Raw genomic sequence first — 2,511 nt, forward strand, 5'->3', positions numbered from 1 at the left:
CAACTGCCCATTGTCCGTTCGCTGGCAGGAGAAACAGTTGATCATTTTCTTTGTGAGTTTAATACCCCACCGTCAACGGGGGTGTTCACGCATTACATGGGGATTCTCACCCCAAGTAATTTTCCTCATGTCTCCAGTATAGCTGTCTCCTGTCTCCTTCAAAATATCAAATCATTCGTCACTGTGCAACGCCGCATTTTTGATATCTCTCCCGCAAACATCTTCAACCTGAGCTAGTTTTTCTAAGGAGAAGGAGACATCTGGTGCTGTAGGTAGCTCTTTGACAAGGTGTCTGTTCCAAATTTCACGGCGACAAATTTCATCTGGCATGGGGAAATTTATGTTTCTCACCCGCGTCTCAAATGCTTTGTCATAATTTTCTACAAGATTTGTGGAAAACATGACTACTCCGCGAAATCTCTCTAAGCAAATAAGCAACTGACTCCGCATAGAATTAATAGCTTGCTCCGATCCTTGAGTGACATTGGTGAGTCGTTTAGAAAGTAAGGAGTCAGCTTCATCTATAAATAACAGAGCATTTTGTTGTTCTGCTGCCAGAAAAATTGCCTCGACGTTTTTTGGTCCTTCTCCGTGGTACATACTCTCAATTTGAGCATAGCTGGCAACTAAAATCGGACGGTTAATTTTAGAAGCTATGGCGTGTGCTGCGAGAGTTTTTCCCGTTCCCGGTTTACCGTGAAAGTTTAGTGCTGTACGAGGAAAAGGTTCAATTTTACGCAAACCCCACTTGTCGAAAACTTGAGATTCTAAGTGAATTAAGTCAACAGCTAACAGGAGGTCTTCTCTTACTTTTTGAGGGATGACTAACGCTCGAAAGTAAATAGGGGTTTTTGAGCTTCGTATCTTTTAGTAGGTTTTTCTGGGGATAAGTCGCGATCTGATTTTTTCTGAATAGAATTTTGTATGTTTAAAGTGTGATTTAATTATTCCAGTGAGAAAAAGTGTTATAAAGTTATACAATACAAAACTAAACTACCAGTCTACCTGTAGCTATGGACATTGAAACATTGGTCGAATTAACAGACAACCTGATATTTACCTACACGGAACAACATTTAACTTCTCTACAAAAGGAAGTCTTAAAAGGTACTTTAAATGGTAAAAAATACCCACAAATAGCTGATGATTGTCAACGTCATCCTGACCATATCAAACAGGTAGGTACAAAATTATGGAAACTTCTGTCAGATGTACTAGGAAAAAATATCAAAAAATCTAATGCTCGTTCCATATTAGAAAATTTCCACTTTTCAAATATTTCAAATACAGCTAATGACTGGGTAAATGTTAACAATAATCATATAAATATCTATGGAGAAAACAGACAATTTTCCAACCCTAAAAACAAATCTTCCCCCATTCCCACTGACCAAAACCAAAACAATACTAACTCAGAAAATTATTATGATTTATCTGAAGTCCTGAATTATATTGGTTGTGCGATCTCCACACCGAACTTACCACCCTCAAACAATGGATACTACAAAACCACACCCGCATCATCACCATATTAGGATTAACTGGCATTGGCAAAAGCGTACTTGCCCTACAATTAATTCCACAAATAAAAGATAAATTTGATTATATAATCTGGCGCAATATTGATAACTACCCCACTTTAGAATCTCTGCAAACAAGCATTATTAATTTTTGATCTCCACCTGATTCTTCTTCCCAAAAAACAACAGATTTTTCTCCTGCCAAAACTACCAATAATCAATTAATAAATTACCTCCGTAAATATCGTTGCTTACTAATTTTTGATAACCTACAAGAAATTTTTGCCAGTGGAGAATTAGCAGGCACTTACCTGCCAGACCATGAAAATTATGGCAAACTTTTTAAACAAGTAGCCACATCATCCCACCAAAGTTGTTTATTACTCCTGAGTCAGGAAGAGCCAAAAATAGAGCTAGGAAATCATTACTGTCATACTTTAAAAATTCATGGTTTTTTGGAGGCGTGCAAAATGCTTTTACAAGAGAGAAATTTAACAGATGAAGATCAATGGTTAGAGTTGATTAATCTCTATGGTGGAAATCCTTTATGGTTAAATATAATTGCCGATGCTATTGAAGATTTATGTGATGCAAGTGTAGCTCAATTTTTATCTTGCTCAACCCTATATTTAGGAGATTTAGAGTCAATATTAGAGAGAATATTTCAGCGTTTATCAGAGTTGGAAAAACAAGTAATATTTTGGTTAGCTAATCAAGAAACAGCAGTGGATATTTCTATTACTCCCACAGATTTTCCACACTCCCACTCAGATTTATGGAAAGCAATACAATCATTAAAAAGACGTTGTTTAGTAGAAAAAGTGATGGAAGCTGAAGGTTCGTTTTTTACTATTCAACCTGTTGTTAAATCTTTTGGCAAAATGTTACAGCGCTACGCGCTAGGGAACAGGGAACAGGGAACAGGAAATAGCAAACTGTAGAGGGCGAATGGCATTCGCCCTCTACAGTTTGCTATTTCCTGTTCCCTGTA

Annotated in this window: 4 protein-coding genes; 3 read left to right on the top strand and 1 reads right to left on the bottom strand. The window is 37.1% G+C overall.

The window, feature by feature from the left end; translation table 11 throughout:
• Window positions 1-171 precede the first annotated feature (171 nt).
• A complete protein-coding gene (locus tag F6K13_RS28070) occupies window positions 172-741 on the bottom strand; it encodes an ATP-binding protein (RefSeq protein WP_240038996.1) in 570 nt (189 codons plus the stop codon).
• A gap of 272 nt (window positions 742-1,013) precedes the next feature.
• On the opposite strand from F6K13_RS28070, the gene F6K13_RS28075 reads away from it, so the two are divergent.
• The 3 genes from F6K13_RS28075 to F6K13_RS28080 all read left to right on the top strand — a co-directional run bounded on the left by F6K13_RS28075 (window position 1,014) and on the right by F6K13_RS28080 (window position 2,461).
• A complete protein-coding gene (locus tag F6K13_RS28075) occupies window positions 1,014-1,535 on the top strand; it encodes a hypothetical protein (protein WP_287244151.1) in 522 nt (173 codons plus the stop codon).
• Window positions 1,457-1,675 (top strand): NB-ARC domain-containing protein, encoded by a 219-nt coding sequence (locus F6K13_RS35485; protein ID WP_124145523.1) that lies wholly within the window; start codon window positions 1,457-1,459, stop codon window positions 1,673-1,675. Before F6K13_RS28075 ends, F6K13_RS35485 begins: the two co-directional genes overlap by 79 nt.
• A 315-nt stretch (window positions 1,676-1,990) precedes the next feature.
• The gene (locus F6K13_RS28080; protein ID WP_287289140.1) at window positions 1,991-2,461 is read left to right on the top strand and encodes a hypothetical protein; all 471 of its coding nucleotides are present in this window, start codon (window positions 1,991-1,993) and stop codon (window positions 2,459-2,461) included.
• Window positions 2,462-2,511: the final 50 nt, after the last annotated feature.

It is taken from the genome of Okeania sp. SIO2B9, assembly GCF_010672505.1.
Lineage (GTDB): Bacteria > Cyanobacteriota > Cyanobacteriia > Cyanobacteriales > Microcoleaceae > Okeania > Okeania hirsuta.

Coding starts and splice junctions, on each gene's coding strand:
- F6K13_RS28075 (WP_287244151.1), top strand. CDS start 1,014: ATGGACATTGAAACATTGGTCGAATTAACAGACAACCTGATATTTACC.
- F6K13_RS28080 (WP_287289140.1), top strand. CDS start 1,991: ATGCTTTTACAAGAGAGAAATTTAACAGATGAAGATCAATGGTTAGAG.